General features: G+C 38.9%; 13 protein-coding genes. 2 read left to right on the plus strand and 11 right to left on the minus strand.

Annotated elements, in window-relative coordinates; all coding sequences use genetic code 11:
• Positions 1–15 precede the first annotated feature (15 nt).
• The 5 genes from lpdA to F4694_RS08100 all read right to left on the minus strand — a co-directional run bounded on the left by lpdA (position 16) and on the right by F4694_RS08100 (position 6894).
• Positions 16–1437, minus strand: coding sequence for a dihydrolipoyl dehydrogenase (gene lpdA / locus F4694_RS08080; protein ID WP_179596652.1), 1422 nt, complete (start codon positions 1435–1437; stop codon positions 16–18).
• Positions 1438–1457: 20 nt separating this feature from the next.
• Positions 1458–2594: a butyrate kinase gene (gene buk, locus F4694_RS08085; RefSeq protein WP_374757415.1), complete on the minus strand. Its 1137-nt coding sequence runs from the start codon at positions 2592–2594 to the stop codon at positions 1458–1460.
• A 59-nt stretch (positions 2595–2653) separates the two neighbouring features.
• Positions 2654–3748, minus strand: a complete 1095-nt coding sequence (gene bcd, locus F4694_RS08090) for a branched-chain amino acid dehydrogenase (protein WP_179596656.1) — start codon at positions 3746–3748, stop codon at positions 2654–2656.
• Between the two features lie 29 nt (positions 3749–3777).
• Complete coding sequence (gene yqiS / locus F4694_RS08095) at positions 3778–4725, minus strand: phosphate butyryltransferase (RefSeq protein WP_179597109.1); 948 nt, start codon at positions 4723–4725, stop codon at positions 3778–3780.
• A gap of 93 nt (positions 4726–4818) precedes the next feature.
• Positions 4819–6894, minus strand: coding sequence for a sigma-54 interaction domain-containing protein (locus F4694_RS08100; RefSeq protein WP_179596658.1), 2076 nt, complete (start codon positions 6892–6894; stop codon positions 4819–4821).
• 186 nt (positions 6895–7080) lie between these two features.
• Here F4694_RS08100 and F4694_RS08105 point away from each other — a divergent pair, with 186 nt between their 5' ends.
• Positions 7081–7323, plus strand: coding sequence for a DUF2627 domain-containing protein (locus F4694_RS08105; RefSeq protein WP_179596660.1), 243 nt, complete (start codon positions 7081–7083; stop codon positions 7321–7323).
• A gap of 10 nt (positions 7324–7333) precedes the next feature.
• Here F4694_RS08105 and F4694_RS08110 read toward each other — a convergent pair whose 3' ends face one another.
• On the minus strand, positions 7334–8062 hold the full coding sequence (locus tag F4694_RS08110; protein ID WP_179596662.1) for a glycerophosphodiester phosphodiesterase: 729 nt from the start codon (positions 8060–8062) through the stop codon (positions 7334–7336).
• A 41-nt stretch (positions 8063–8103) separates the two neighbouring features.
• Between F4694_RS08110 and F4694_RS08115 the strand changes: the two genes are divergently transcribed.
• On the plus strand, positions 8104–8241 hold the full coding sequence (locus F4694_RS08115; protein ID WP_179596663.1) for a YycC family protein: 138 nt from the start codon (positions 8104–8106) through the stop codon (positions 8239–8241).
• A gap of 66 nt (positions 8242–8307) precedes the next feature.
• Here F4694_RS08115 and spo0A read toward each other — a convergent pair whose 3' ends face one another.
• From spo0A to F4694_RS08140, 5 genes are all read right to left on the minus strand, one after another.
• Positions 8308–9099 (minus strand): sporulation transcription factor Spo0A, encoded by a 792-nt coding sequence (gene spo0A / locus F4694_RS08120; RefSeq protein WP_179596665.1) that lies wholly within the window; start codon positions 9097–9099, stop codon positions 8308–8310.
• 310 nt (positions 9100–9409) lie between these two features.
• On the minus strand, positions 9410–10708 hold the full coding sequence (spoIVB, locus tag F4694_RS08125; RefSeq protein ID WP_374757416.1) for a SpoIVB peptidase: 1299 nt from the start codon (positions 10706–10708) through the stop codon (positions 9410–9412).
• A 100-nt stretch (positions 10709–10808) separates the two neighbouring features.
• On the minus strand, positions 10809–12509 hold the full coding sequence (gene recN / locus F4694_RS08130; RefSeq protein WP_179596669.1) for a DNA repair protein RecN: 1701 nt from the start codon (positions 12507–12509) through the stop codon (positions 10809–10811).
• A gap of 14 nt (positions 12510–12523) precedes the next feature.
• Positions 12524–12973 carry a transcriptional regulator AhrC/ArgR gene (gene ahrC, locus F4694_RS08135; protein WP_034673247.1) on the minus strand — a complete coding sequence of 150 codons (450 nt, stop codon included), beginning with the start codon at positions 12971–12973 and terminating at the stop codon, positions 12524–12526.
• A gap of 394 nt (positions 12974–13367) precedes the next feature.
• Positions 13368–14207 carry a TlyA family RNA methyltransferase gene (locus tag F4694_RS08140; protein WP_179596670.1) on the minus strand — a complete coding sequence of 280 codons (840 nt, stop codon included), beginning with the start codon at positions 14205–14207 and terminating at the stop codon, positions 13368–13370.
• Between the last annotated feature and the right edge of the window lie 2 nt (positions 14208–14209).

Consider the following 14209-nt stretch of genomic DNA (forward strand, 5'->3'; position numbering starts at 1 on the left):
CTCACTTTAAAATAATTATGAGTGGATTGCTCTGCCATCAACTGCTAGTGCAGCTTCTCCAATCGCTTCTGATAGGGTTGGATGTGGATGGATCGTATGAGCAATCTCCCATGGCGTTGCATCCAATACCATTGCCAATCCTGCCTCTGTAATCATGTCAGTTACATGAGGACCAATCATATGTACCCCTAGAATATCATTGGTCTCTTCATCAGCAACAATCTTGACAAAACCATCTGATTCTCCAAATACAAGAGCCTTCCCGATTGCACGGAATGAAAATTTGCCCACTTTTACTTTATGACCCTTAACACGCGCCTGTTCCTCGGTAATCCCAACGCTAGATACCTCGGGATTGCTATATATACATCTAGAAACTAGATTATAATTAAGCTCTGAAGGATCTTTTCTAGCAATATGCTCAACTGCAATTATACCCTCATGGGATGCGACATGTGCAAGCTGCAGGCCGCCAATCACATCTCCGATTGCGTATATATGAGACTCTTTTGTTTGGTAAAACTCATTCGTTCCGATAAACCCTTTTTCAACCTGAATTTCTGTATTTTCCAGACCAATCCCCTCGACATTGGCCTGACGTCCAACCGAAACAAGCAGTTTTTCTGCCTTAAATTCTTTCAATCCCGCTTTTACCTCTGCAGAAATCGTAACACCATCACCTTTTACAAGTGTTTCTGGAAGGACCTTTGCTCCGGTTACAAGTTTAATTCCCTTTTTCTTCATCAGGCGCTGCATTTCTTTAGAGATTTCTTGGTCTTCAGTTGGAATAATGCGTTCTGCGTATTCAATAACAGTGACTTCGACCCCGAAATCTGAAAGCATAGAAGCCCATTCAATCCCAATAACACCGCCTCCGACAATAATAATAGAAGAAGGTAAGTTTGTTAGCTCTAGTGCTTCGTCAGAGGTAATGACTAATTCCCCATCAATTTCTAGTCCAGGAAGGGTTCTAGGTCTCGAACCTGTTGCAATAACAACATTTTTTGGAATGAGCATTTCATTTTCTTCTCCATTATTCATTTCGACCGATATCGTTCCAGGCATTGGTGAAAAAATCGATGGCCCTAATATCCTGCCCAGTCCTTCATACACATCAATTTTCCCTTGCTTCATAAGATGTTGAACACCTTTATGAAGCTGTTCAATGATTTTATTTTTTCTTTCCTGTACTTTTCCGAAGTTATAGGAAACTTCACTTGTAATGACACCGAAATCTTCGCTATGCTTAGCTGTCGCATAAACCTCAGCACTTCTGAGAAGTGCTTTACTTGGGATACATCCTTTGTGAAGGCATGTTCCTCCAAGCTTTCCTTTTTCAACTATTGCTGTTTTTAAGCCAAGCTGAGAGGCACGAATGGCAGCCACATAACCGCCGGTTCCACCGCCAAGAATGACTAAATCGTATTCTTGTGACACTGTATTTCCTCCCCAAATTGTTATATTTTTGCTGTTTTGAATGTACCAGGATACTCTTTTACCTTTTCCTCTCCACGCAGAACTCTTAGTGCACCTTCAGCTAATGCTTGAAGTTCATTTTCACCTGGATGGACAATGGTATCTGCGATCCAATTAATCCTATCGGTGATGGATTTCACAAATCCTTTACTATACGCGAGACCGCCAGTTAACACAATCGCATCCACTTTTCCTGCTAATACTGCACTGGCTGCTCCTATTTCCTTTGCGACTTGGTAAGCCATTGCCTCGTAAATCAGAGACGCCTTTTCATCGCCAGCTTCAATTCGTTTTTCAACTTCGACAGCATCGTTGGTTCCAAGGTAACCAACAAGCCCCCCTTGACCCACAAGTTTCTTCATTATTTCATCACGGTAGTACTGACCTGAATAGCATAGCGCAACTAAATCCCCTGCTGGGACAGTTCCTGCTCGTTCTGGGCTAAAAGGCCCATCACCATGGAGGCCATTGTTTACATCAATGACTTTGCCTTCTTTATGGACCCCAACAGTAATCCCGCCTCCCATATGGGTAACAATAAGATTTAATTCGGTATATTTTTTTCCTAATTCTTTTGCCACTCTTCGTGCAACAGCTTTTTGATTCAGTGCATGAAAAATACTTACCCGCTCAATTAAGGAAAAACCAGAAATTCTAGCAATGGGTTCTAGTTCATCCACAACAACGGGATCGACAATAAAGGAAGGAATATTTAAACCAGAAGCAATTTCGAAGGCAATAATACCACCAAGATTTGAAGCATGCTGACCAGCAAAACCAGTCCGTAAATCCTCAAGCATCGTGTTATTGACAGCATAGGTGCCGCCTTCGATTGGACGAAGTAAACCTCCGCGTCCACAAACTGCACTCAGCTTCGATATATTAATCCCGGCATTATCCAGTGTTTCCAGGATTGTTGTTTTTCTAAATTCATATTGATCAATAATATTATCAAATGAATTTATCACTTCTGAATCATGACGGATTGTTTTTTCAAAAATGGAAATTTCATTATCGAAGACCCCGATCTTAGTAGAAGTGGAACCTGGATTGATGACGAGTATTCGATATTTAGTATCAGGCAACGTATTAGACCTCCATTTTTTTACATTTGGCATTTAGTAAAGGGGAAAAGACGCTGAATTATTTTATTCAGCGCTCTTTCCTTTCCGTTTTTTTAACGACGGCTTAAAATATGATGACCATTTTGGAGGAATTGACTGCGGGAATTACGCATTCTTTCAATTCTTTCCTCTGCCATACGATCGGCTGCTAAATAGGTAGGAATACCATCACGTTTAGAAATTTCAATAACTTTTTCAATATTTGCATAGATGGTCTCGACTTTCTTCAAGGCACGATCACGGTTATAGCCATAAAGCTCATCTGCTACATTAATAACGCCGCCAGCATTTATAACATAGTCAGGAGCATAAATAATACCCATTTCATGAATGAGATCACCATGACGAGTATCCTTTAACTGGTTATTGGCTGCTCCAGCAATTACTTTTGCTTTTAACTGTGGAATGGTATCGTCATTAACCGTTGCACCAAGAGCGCATGGAGCATAAATATCACATTCCACACTATAGATTTCATTTGGATCTACAGCACGTGCTCCAAACTCTTCAACTGCACGCTGGACAGCTTCTTTATTAATATCGGTTACGATTAATTGAGCACCTTCTTCGTGAAGATGACGGCAAAGATTATAAGCAACGTTTCCAACACCTTGAACTGCTATCACTTTTCCTTCAAGAGAATCAGAACCAAAAGCAGCTTTAGCAGCGGCTTTCATCCCGCGATAAACACCATAAGCAGTTACAGGTGAAGGATTGCCAGAAGAACCGAATGCTGGTGAAATACCAGTGACATAGTCTGTTTCTTCATGAATTAAATCCATATCTGCTACCGTTGTTCCAACATCTTCTGCAGTAATATATCTTCCATTTAACCCTTGAATATAGCGGCCGAAAGCACGGAACATTTCTTCATTTTTATCCTTACGAGGGTCACCGATAATAACAGTTTTACCACCGCCTAGATTTAGCCCTGCTGCTGCGTTTTTATACGTCATCCCTTTTGCTAATCGTAATGCATCAATGATGGCTGCTTCTTCTGATTCATATGTCCACATACGGGTACCGCCCAAGGCAGGACCTAATGTTGTATCGTGTATAGCAATAATTGCTTTTAATCCAGATTGTTTATCCTGGCAAAAAACAACTTGCTCGTAATCGTATTGTTCTAAGTACTTGAAAATTTCCATGTTAAAAATCCTCCCTTAAGTTAAAAAATCTATTTGGTAACAGAGCAGATAGCGAGTGCTAGTGAATATAGCTTACTTTCCGCTGAATCAGCTCTAGAGGTCAATACAATAGGAGCCTTCGCCCCGGCAATGACAGCCCCTACTTTTGCTTTTGCAAAATAAATTAATGACTTATATAAGACATTTCCAACCTCAATGGCGGGAACTAATAAAATATCAGCTCTTCCCGCTACTTCACTTTGAATACCTTTGTGTTCGGCAGCTAAAGCAGAAACGGCATTATCCAATGCTAATGGACCATCTACAATACAGCCTGTAATCTGCCCGCGTTTATTCATAACGGTTAATGCAGCACCATCAATAGTCGCTTGCATGGCTGGATTCACTACTTCAACGGCGGCTATAGGAGCAACCTTAGGATATTCTATTCCAATCGCTCTTGCTATGGCTGCAGCATTTCTTATCATTTGCGCTTTTTCCTCTAAATCTGGAGCAATATTCATCCCTGCATCGGTAACGATGGTAAACCGGTCGTAACCTGGAATCTCAAACACAGCTACGTGTGATAGAATATTTCCTGTTCTTAAACCATATTCTTTATTTAATACTGCTTTTAAAAGAACGCTCGTAGGGATATTCCCTTTCATTAGCACAGTTGCTTCCTTAGTCGATACAGCCCTTACCGCCAGTTCAGCGGCCATGGTATTGGAATCAGCATGAACAACAGTCAGACTTTTATTACTTTTTTGTTGGTCTTTGTGTCTCACATTCAATATCGTATTAATTTTTTCATTATCACCAAATAATATAAAATTGGCAAGATTTCTCTTTAATGCCTCCATAACCGCTTCTATGACTTCTTCATCTTCTGCGATTGCAACAGCTACAGTGATATTATCCAGTTGGGTTGCTTTGTCTATTAGTGATTCAAGCAACAAGTTGTCATCAACCCTTTCTATCTTCAACTCCAACTCCATAAATGTAATATGCAATATCGGTGCCAAGTTAAAACTTATGAAAACGCTTTATAACTCAGATTAGATAGTGCAATTATTTTCATACCATGAAATTTATTGCATGCTATTATTTTCAAGTTTGTATTTTTCTAACTTATAATAAAGATTCCTAACCGACAAACCAAGGGCTTTTGCAGCGGCCGTCTTATTACCATTAAAACGTTGAAGCGTTTGTTGGATAATTTCTGTTTCATAATCTTCAACCATTGCAGTTAAGGAACGATCCTGCTGGATTGGTTCGCTATTGGCGGATACTTGTGGTTCAGTTCCCATCTTTTTAGGCCTTAATTCGGGAAGGTGATGTATGTTAATGAATGTTTCATTGTAATTCATAAAAATCATTGCCCGGCCAAGAATATTCTCTAGTTCCCGTACATTCCCCGGCCAATCATAATTGATTAATTTCAGAAGTGCTGCCTGGGCAACACCCTCGACATTTCTGCCGTAATCGCGATTAATTTTTTGGATAAGCCTTTCACACAATACAGGAATCTCTTCTTTTCGATTCCGAAGCGGCGGAATATGTATTGGCATACGATTTAGACGATAGTATAAGTCTTCCCTAAAAGAACCTTTTGCAATTCCTTTTTCAAGGTTCACATGGGTTGCGGCAATGATTCTAACATTTATCGGAACGGGTTTTGTGCCTCCTACTCGGATGATTTCATTTTCTTGCAAAACTCTTAGTAATTTCGCCTGAGTATTAGCTGAAAGTTCGCCTATTTCATCTAGGAAAATACTTCCGTTATTTGCTTCTTCGAAAAAGCCCCTTTTTCCCCCTCTTTTTGCCCCAGAGAACGCCCCTTCTTCATAACCAAATAATTCACTTTCTAGAAGAGTCTCTGATATGGCAGCACAATTAACACGTATAAATTTGTTGTATTTTCGATCACTTGCATTATGTATAGCATGGGCGAACAATTCTTTCCCTGTACCAGATTCGCCTCGTAAAAGGACCGTTGCCGGCGTTTTAGCACCCAGCTTCGCCTGCTCAATTGCAAGCTTCATTTCCTCAGAACTGCCGATAATATCCTCAAAAGTATACTTCGCTTCAAGCGTGCGGATGATTTGTCGTGCGCGATTCAATTCCCGGTTTAAAGATTTAATTTCTGACATATCATGAATAACGCCAACACTGCCTTTTAGTTTCCCTTTTACAATAATCGGCGCGACATTAACAATGACTTCCCGCTTATTAGCTCCTACTCGCATCGGGACCCCGCGGACTGCTCTTCTTGTTTGAAGAACCTTCATATGCATACTATCGCCTTCGGATATATCTGCTGTTGCCGGGTGACCAATCACTTGTTCTTGTGTAAGACCCGTTAGACGGGTATACGCCGGATTTATGAGAAGACCCCTTCCGTTTTCATCCACTACCGAAATCGCATCATCACTGGAGTGGATAATAGCCTGAAGCATGGTTTGAATTTCTTTTAAATCGGTAATTTCCTCCGCAAGGTTCACTACCTCTGTGATATCTTTAAAAACTGCAAATGCACCTATTAAAGTTCCATTCTCTTCAATGATGGGAATGCGGGTTGTGATAATTTTCCGCCCGTTCCCCAAATTCATTTCTTGATTTTTCTCTATTCTTCTCGTTTCAAGAATTAATGGAAGTCTACTCTCAGGAATGACTTCGACAACGTTTTTCCCAATCGCTTGGTCCCGTTTTACACCGGTCATTTCTTCCGCTCGTCGATTAAATAGAATCACTATCCCCGTAGAATCTATTACCAGCATCCCATCATTCGCTGCATTAAAGATTAGTTCTTGTTGATAGGAAGCATTCTGGTGCTTAACGATTAACTCTTCCTTTTCTTCTAATAGCTTCGCTAGAAGAAAGGCAACACTGCCAGGAATTAGAACCGTTTTCTTGTCCTTAATGCTCCTTAACTCTTGAAAAACATGTTCATTCCCGGTTACCTCAATGATGATATCAATCTGCTCGTTTATATAAGGCTTCCAGTCTGTCCCAGTAGTGATCCCTTCACTTTGTGCCAACATAATCCCTGGTGCATCAAGGTTTCTATCAATCACAACCTGAACGTTTAAAACTTCTGTTTCGTTGAGTAATTTAAGGATCGCTGTACCACCCTTACCGGCACCAACAATCATCACATTTTGCATTTTTTCGCCCCTTTATTATATTTGAAAAAGAAAACTTTTTCACACCAACATAATCGAAAACATGCAATATTTTTCATTATCTATTCTATATTTTTTTACTTGCCTTGACAAATTATATCCTTGTACTAATATTTCTTTTGAAGGTATAATTCTTATGACTGATCAAACAATTGGAAGGATTTAATTATGAGGCGGATTATTGCTCTACTTATATTAGTTATCCCAGGCTTTTTAGCTGGTTATGGCATTAAATTAATGCGCGATATGACTTTCGGGATTCTTCAAAGCCCAATCCCCTTCTTATGGCTTCAATTTCTATTAGGCCTGATATTATTCATTGGTGGATTAGGATTCGTTGCCGGCTTTATTTTTCATCGGGATAGAAAGAGAAATAAAGTACAAACGAGGTTTTCTAATACAAAAAAATAAAAGAGGCCTTTTACGGTCTCTTTTCAAATTGTTGCTTTATTTTTAACGCCTTTACAGGGTCGTCAGTAATAATCGCTGTACAGTTAATTCTTAAAAGCCTGTTAATGTCTGATTCTTTATTGACAGTATATGGTCTTACTGCTATACCATTTTCCATTGAACCCTTGATAATTTCATCAGATACAGACACTAACTTCGGGTGAATTCCTTTTGCGCGTATAGACTGTGCATAAATCCATGGCATATAAATTCGCTCATTGAACAGCGGTGCTGTCTCGATTTCAGGTGCTGTCCGATAGCTTAAAACAATACTGTAATGATTAAATGATGAAATAATAATTCGATCATTTAAGTTATATTTTCGAACTAGCTGAATGACCTTTTCTTCCAATCCCTCATAAGGAAATAGATTATTTTTCAACTCTATGTTACAAACTAATTGATTGGATTGCATCCATTCAAGAACCTCAATTAAGGATGGAATTGGTTCCTTTTTCTCACCTTTTTTATTGGCATTGAACTTTCGTATCTCTTTAAAAGGTAAATCTTTAACAAAGCCAGTGCCACTTGTTGTCCGATCAACTTTTTCATCATGAATGACCACGACTTCACCGTCTTTCGTTAATTGGACATCAAGCTCTAAACCGTCAGCATTTGCTTTTTCTGCAGCTATAAATGCACTCATAGTATTTTCTGCAAAAAGTGCAGAATAACCTCGATGAGCAAATATTTGTGTCATTTTATTCACTTCCCAATTAAAGAATGGAGGTAGTTCTTACAATGAAACCTTTACAATTATCGCCCGAAACAGCTGTTAAACTTGCCGAAAAATTAAATGTTCCGTTAGAAAAGCTTATGCACATGCCTCAGCATATACTTATTCAAAAATTAATGGAACTTGAAAAAGAAAATAAATAATCATTATATCTAATGAAAAAAGCCTTCATACCGAAATGAAGGCTTTTACTTTTATTATTGATCTTTTCAAGAGGCCTTATGTTCTAAACGTAATTTATCCGCAACCATAGCGATAAACTCTGAGTTTGTTGGTTTAGCTTTGGACATGCTTACGGTGTATCCAAATAACGAGGAAATGGAATCAATGTTTCCACGGCTCCATGCAACCTCAATAGCATGTCGGATTGCACGTTCCACACGGCTGGCTGTCGTATTATATTTCTTTGCAATATCAGGGTATAATACCTTGGTAATAGATCCCAGTAATTCAATGTCATTGTATACCATTGAAATAGCCTCACGTAAGTATAAATATCCCTTAATATGAGCAGGAACGCCAATCTCGTGAATAATGCTTGTAATGCTGGCATCTAAGTTCCTTGGTTTATGTTCAGTGTGTGTCCGGTAATTTCCGGTAGGAACCTTGCGGCTAACCTGGCTGCTTTTACCACTCACCTGACGGATGTGATTTCCTAAATTCTCCATATCAAACGGCTTTAAAATAAAATAAGACGCTCCAAGCTCTACAGCCTTCTTCGTAACGTCTTCTTGACCAAATGCAGTCAACATAATAACGTTTGGAATAGCGCCTTTCTTCAACTCTCTTAAGCGCTCTAGAACGGCTAATCCATCAAGATGAGGCATAATAATATCTAAAACGAGTACATCCGTATCCGTTGATTCAAGCATATCTAAACAATCCTGACCATTGTGAGCAATACCTGCAATCTCCATATCATCCTGGGACGAAATATAGTCCTCTAATAACCCCACTAATTCCCTATTGTCGTCAACGACACAAACTTTAATCTTTTTCACCTTTATTTCCTCCTCAAATCCAAATGGTCATATCTCTATTTTATCGTTTATCTTTTATTGTCTTAATTCTATTCTAAATTAGAAATTCGACAATGCAACTAAAATTCCTCTAGTTTTTTTAATATTTCTTAAAATAGTGATAAAATCTTATCTTTTCTTTATTTTCCTTTAAATTTCGACTAAATTCGCATATATGCCTTATTCTTCCATTCTTTTGTCGAATAATCTTATGTAAAACAAAATAGGCTGAATCGCCTATTTTGTTTTTATTCTTAGTATGGTCTAGCTGTAATGGAGTTTCGTTTTCGTTTTAACTTGCTTTTTCTTGTGGTTTTTCATATATGTTAATTCCTGCTTCATTTAACATCCATTCAATGTGCACTCCATAACCGGAGGTTGGATCATTGACAAAGACATGTGTTACGGCACCAATCAGCTTACCATCCTGAATAATAGGACTTCCGCTCATACCTTGAACGATTCCACCCGTTTTTTCTAGAAGCCTTGGGTCGGTAACTTTTAATACCATGCCTTTCGTTGCTGGAAATTTCTGCGGGATAGTGCTGACAATTTCAATATCAAATTCTTCAACCTTGTCATCATTTACAACTGTTAAAATTTTTGCCGGACCCTCTTTTACTTGGTGAGAAAGGGCTATTGGCATTGGCTTATCCATAATTCCGTTCTTTAAATCTCTATTTAACACCCCAAATATGCCAAAGGGGCTATTTTTTGTGATATTTCCGACAATTTCACGATCTGAAGAGAAACGTGCAAGCTTTTCACCAGGATCACCATTACTTCCTTTTTCAATCGAGGTAACAGTTGAACGAACGATTTGACCATCTTCTACAACTATTGGCTTCTTTGTATCCATATCAGAAATAACATGTCCTAAAGCACCATATTTTTTCGTTTGTGGATGAACAAAAGTCATGGTTCCAATACCTGCTGCTGAATCACGAATATATAATCCAAGCTTATAGGAGTTTTCGCCCTTATCTTTAAGCGGAGTAAGCTTCGTTGTGAACTTACCACTTTCCCTGCTTATAACCATATCTAATGCCTGCCCGCTTTGCCCTGCATTTTGTACAAAAGGAGCTACGTCTGTCATTTTTTCAATTTTGTTTCCATTGATTTCGGTAATGATATCACCAATTTTTATTCCTGCAATTTCACCAGGTGATTTTTTTCCATCTTCGGTATTAACTAAATGGTGACCTACGACCAATACGCCAACCGTGTTTAATTTTACACCAATGGACTGTCCTCCTGGCTGTACTTTAAAATCCTTTAAGACATTTACATCGACTTTTTTTACCGGAATTCCTGCAAATTCCAGTAACATTTCATCTTTACCGTCTACACTGGCTGTTAGGGAAACGCTGCTTTGATCTTGTTCAAGTGTGATATTTGGATTGTGAGATACTAATGAGGCTGATACCGGTACAGCCTTTTGGAAAGTATAATCTTGTCCTTCAAAGACTGTAATGGTCTTTGGTATATCAAGGTACTGCTGAAATGGCTGAAAAAATAGAACGCTGATTAATGAAACAAGGAGAATTCCACCAATGATCTTTCTAATTATTTCTAACTTCAAAATCTTCACTCTCCTCGCTTCTGTTTCACACTTATATCGAAATGGCTACATCTTTAATTTTGCCTGCATCTGCGCCATTTATAACCTGATACAACATAAAAAAGCTCCCCTAATTGGGAAGCTTTTCAATTTTTTTATTTTCTGAAGCTAAAAACAACAATTCCTCGGCATGTTTTTTAGTTAAATCAGTAATTTCAGCACCTGAAATCATGCGGCCAATTTCCTTTATTTTCTCCTCCACACTAAGTGGACTGACCGAAGTTTTGGTCCGGCCGCCTTCAGTAACCTTGGAAATAAACAGATGAGTATCTGCCATGGCCGCTACTTGTGGTAAATGAGAAATACATAAAACTTGCGAATCAACAGCTACATTATATATTTTTTCAGCAATTGACTGGGCCACTCTGCCGCTGACTCCTGTATCCACCTCGTCAAAAATAATCGAGGTAACACCTTGGTGCTTTGAAAAAATACTTTTTAGTGCCAGCATAATTCTTGATAGCTCTCCGCCGGAGGCAATCTTTGATAATGGCTTTAATGGTTCACCAGGATTTGTGGAAATATAGAACTCCACGTGATCGACTCCGTTTTTAGAAAAATGGGGTAAGATAGTTTCAAATCGAATTTCGAATACAGTTTTCGCCATGTAAAGTTCTTTTAACTCATTGTGTATTAAGTTAGTAAGCTTATCAGCCCAGTGTTTTCGGAGTTCAGTTAACTGCTTAGCCTCAAGAATTAAGTCCTTTTTAATGGATGTTAATTGTTTTTCTAATTGACCTATATGAGTTTCTTTATTCTGCAATGTTTCGATTTCTTCTTCGATTTTTGCAGCGTATTCTAAAATTTCTTCAATGGTTTTTCCATACTTCCGCTTCAATTGATTAATTTCATTTAACCGTTCTTCAATCTCATTTAAACGCTGCGGATCATATTCTAATCCGTCTAGATCATTCCTTAATGTCCGAGAAGCATCTTCTAATTGATAAAAGCTGTTCATAACGGATTCATATATTTCTTTATAAGAGGAATCCAATGAAGCAGCATCTTCAAGGTGCCCCATTACCATACTAATCCAATCCAGCCCCTTTTGTTCTCCCGTAAGAGCATTATAACTGGATTGAATCGCCTCAAATACTCGCTCAAAATTTGCAAGCTTTCTTTTTTCTTCGAAAAGTTGTTCATCTTCATTAATCTTTAATTTTGCATTTTGAATCTCATCAAACTGAAATTGAATGAGATCCAGTCGGTGCGCTGTCTTTTGCTCATTTTCACTTAATGATTTAAGCTTCTGGGACGTTTGTTCATAGCGGTGAAACACTTCTTGATATTCTGCCTGTGACTGAGAAATTTCTTCAATCCCGTATTGGTCGAGCAATAGTAAATGCCTGCTCTCATCCATTAAATCTTGGTGTTCGTGCTGACTATGTATGTCCACTAGTGTGGAACCTACTTCACGAAGAGTCGATATCGTCACTAGCTTTCCATTGATTCTACAGACACTTTTGCCTGAACGAGAGATATCTCTCCGTAAAACAACCATTCCTTCTTCAATTTCGATTCCAAACTCAAGCGCCTTTGAATGACAAGGATGGTGTTCATCAATTTGAAAAAGACCTTCGATTTCGGCTTTTTCCTCTCCATGTCTGACAAACTCAGCGGAACCTCTGCCACCTACGAGCAGATGGATAGCGTCAATAATAATGGATTTCCCTGCACCTGTTTCTCCTGTTAAAACGGTCAGCCCTTTGTCAAAAGAAACGGAAAGGGCCTCAATGATAGCAAAGTTCTTAATCGATAATTCTGATAACAAGGTATATTCCCCCTTTAAAGCATGTCAAGGAACCGGTTTGTTATTGTCTCTGTATCTTCTGGTGTACGACAAATGATTAATATCGTATCATCGCCGCAGATGGTTCCTAGTACTTCCTCCCAATCAAGGTTATCTAATAAAGCACCAATTGCCATAGCATTACCAGGCAGACATTTCATTACTAATAAATGACCTGCGGAATCTATGCGGACAAAGGCATCCATCAATGATCTTTTTAATTTTTGCAATGGATTAAAACGTTGATCGGCCGGAAGGCTATATTTGTATCTCCCATCTAATAACGGAACTTTAACCAGATGTAGTTCCTTAATATCTCGAGAAACTGTTGCTTGTGTCACATTAAACCCTGCACTTTTTAATTCATCAACAAGTTCATCTTGTGTTTCAATATCATTAGCAGTGATAATTTCTCTAATCTTTATATGACGTTGACCCTTATTCAATCGATTCACCCCGTAATTATTAAAACATTTGCGTATCTTGTACAAAAATGTCGCTTATACCCATATGTTAGCCCATTTTGCTAAGGAAGTACAATTAATATTTTGCGAAAGGCTGTGTTAATATAACCTGTTGATTTCCACTCCACTAAGGAATGCTTCTTAGAATAATCATCGCAGGGACAGGCGGTCTTTGCCTGTCCCGAGGCACTTCGCTTTCCGCGGGCGTGCCGGGGAGCCTCCTCGGCGCTTAAGCGCCTGCGGGGTCTCCCCAGCCCCGTACTCCCGCAGGAGTCTTCGTGCCTTCCGTTCCAATCAACAGGGTGCAAAATTAACAATTTGCTTTAACACAGCCTATGAAAAAGATCCAAACCAAAAAGGAAGGAAAAGCATAGGCTTATCCTTCCACGTCTTGTTTAGATTTAAATTCCGAATGAGCATCTTTTACAATTTGTGCAGGCTGTTCAGGCAACTGATTTTGACCGGTTTCCTGCTCCCCCATCCATTTTAGGTGGAGGAGAAACTCTATATTTCCATCTCCACCGGTAATCGGAGAAAAGGATAAATTAATCGCATTAAACCCTTGTCCAAGTGCAAAATCAACAATTTTATTAACAACCTGTACATGGACTTTTTCATCACGTACAATACCTTTTTTCCCAACCTGCTCACGACCCGCTTCAAATTGCGGCTTAACAAGTGCCACAATATCACTTCCAGGTACAAGTAAGGTTTTTAATACAGGTAATATTAATTTTAATGAAATAAAAGAAACATCTATCGTTGCAAAATTAGGCATTTCACCTGCTAAATCTGCAGGTGTTACATATCGAAAGTTGGTTCTTTCCATTACCACTACTCGTTCATCCTGACGCAGCTTCCAAGCAAGTTGATTATAGCCGACATCTAAAGCATAGGACATTTTTGCTCCATTTTGCAGGGCGCAGTCAGTAAATCCACCCGTCGAGGCACCTATATCGAGCATAACCTTATCTTTAACTGTGACATCAAAGATCTTTAATGCTTTTTCCAATTTAAGACCACCACGGCTGACGTAAGGAAGAACATTTCCCTTTATGGCTAGAGGGATATCTATTTTTACTTTCTCACCAGGCTTATCTAACCTTTCTTCGTTCGTATAAACAAGACCGGCCATGATAGAACGTTTTGCTTTTTCTCTCGTTTCTGCTAATCCTCTTTCAACTAATAAAACATCTAATCGTTCTTTATTCTTCATAG

Source organism: Neobacillus driksii, assembly GCF_013409995.1.
Taxonomy (GTDB): Bacteria; Bacillota; Bacilli; order Bacillales; family Cytobacillaceae; genus Neobacillus; species Neobacillus driksii.